1 pseudogene is annotated in these 2,179 nt (G+C 49.2%); it reads left to right on the forward strand.

Annotation, left to right across the window (positions count from 1 at the left end):
* Positions 1 to 499: 499 nt before the first annotated feature.
* A pseudogene (locus ACN0IC_RS15095) lies at positions 500 to 2,179 on the forward strand (hypothetical protein); the annotation flags it as partial.

Here is a 2,179-nt window from a genome sequence, read left to right on the forward strand (position 1 = left end):
GATGGCTCGCGATCTCGCAGGGCATGAGCTGATCCAGGATCTTCTGGTGCTGCGCAGTCAGCGCCTGAACTTGACTGTCAGTAAGCGTTCCGCTCCAATAACAAGAGGTAAACAATGATGGGCAATGCCATGTCAGTTTTTCTCATGTTTGGAATCGTCCTTACCCTGGTAGGCACAGTCGGTACCGGCTTTGTGATCTATCAGCGCCGACTTCAGTGGCAAGAGATTTGTCGCCTGGCGGATCAACAAGACTGTCGAAAATCGAAATAGACCTTCAAGACCCGCTTCGGCGGGTTTTTTATTAAGTTCGATGGCGCCATGCCTCCATTTTAGAGAAAAGCGAACATTTGCCTTTAGCAAGAAATCCGTGAAAGGTCCCGTCTTACCGTTTCTACGAAAGTGCTCTAGGTTCACGCAGCAAAGTCAGAGTGATAACGTCGACCAGAGCTTTTAAGGTTGGTGCTTTCAGGGCGCCCGTTACACCGTTATTGGAGCCTTCATGACAGAGCAAGCACCATCTGATCCGAATTTCTCACCACGGCAATTCATGAAAGAGCGGCGTCCCGAGCGCTTTTCAGATTCTGTAAGTCGAGAGGTGGGGAAACTTGATCGTGGATTCCTCGAATATCAGCTCGACACTCTCAATCGCAGAAATAAAGAGTTGGCGTTTGAGGGGTTCGCGAAACAGCTTTGTGAGCGGGTGATATGCCCAAATCTCCTAGAGCAAACTGGTCCCGTTGCTGGCGGGGATGGCAAAGTTGATTCGCAAACCTTCCCTGTCAGTGAACAATCTAAACTGTGCTGGTTTGTTGGTTTGAATGAGAGTTCGCACAAGGAGCGATGGGCATTTGCCGTCAGTACTCAAGAAGAGTGGAAACCAAAGTGTCGGCGGGATATTCGGAAGATCAAGAATACGGATAGGGATTACGCAAAGGCCTTTTTCGTAACAAATCAATTCACAAAGAGTAACCAGCGAAGTGATCTTGAAGACGAGCTGGCGAAAGAGACTGGAATCGATGTCCGGATCCTAGATCGCTCTTGGATCCTTGATCAGGTCTTTTCGTGTCGCCTTGAAGAAATGGCGATCGATACCCTTGGCATAGAAGTGAATTGGCGGAGGGAGGTTCAAACCGGTACCGCAGACTATGCACGGGAATTGCGACTAAAAGAGATTGAGGAGCACATCAAATCTGAGGTCAACCCTTCTGAGATTTCCACGGAAGAAGTCAGCGAGTTTCTTGAGGCTGCGATCCTCTCCAAAGAGCTGGAAAATCCTGAAATTGAAACGCGTGGTCGTTTTGATCGGGCGGTTAAGACTGCAGAGAAATTCGGAACTGTGTTTCAAAAGTTTAAAGCTCACTACCAATACTCCTGGGCGGCCTATTGGTGGTTCGAGGATTTCGATCTCTTTCGAGAGGAGTTTCTATCGAGTTTGGAGGTGGCACAAGAGCTGGACCATGCCTCGCAGTGGGGCGACATCGTCACTCTTTTCGGCCTTTACTCAAGTGCTTTCAGGATCCGGATGCAAGGTGATAAGGCAGAGCTAGCGTCCCTGCGCGATCAGGTTCGCAAAGCTTTGGATTCGATTGTCGACATAGAGGAACGCCCGAGTAATTCGCTCATGGGTGAGGCCTATATTCAGTTAATGAATTTACAATCAGTTGAAGCTCCAGAGGAAGCTGATCCGATCTTTGCCTCATTGCTTGAAATCTTCCAAAAGGGTGAAGGGTTAATTGGCTTCGCTCACTCGGAGCTTTACAACTTGGTCCTTGAACTTGACGGATTACTTGGCGATAGCGAGAGCTACGAGGAGCTTCTCGATTATGTCACCCAAAGCTATTCGGACCGCGAAGGACGCTCAAATGCCGCACGAATGTGGGTTAAACGTGGCGCGAAGAGGCTGGAATCCGGCAAACCCTACGAAGCTATTAAGCTCCTTGGAAAATCCTTGCATGGGCTTTACCAAAAGGGATATGAGCAGGACCTTTATGCTGCATTGAACTTTTTGGCTCATGCGTATACCGAGGTTGTTTTGTTGTGGGCGGCCAGATCCAACTATCTCTTGGCATCGACCTTGGCAACCAATGAATATTGGACGAGCGGGGAGTTGCTGAGCGGCCAAGTTTTTTCATATCTGCGATTGGCGAAGCTGGAGCTGAGGTTGGGCCGGATTTACGCG

The organism is Litorimonas sp. (genome assembly GCA_029936425.1).
Taxonomy (GTDB): domain Bacteria; phylum Pseudomonadota; class Alphaproteobacteria; order Caulobacterales; family Maricaulaceae; genus Litorimonas.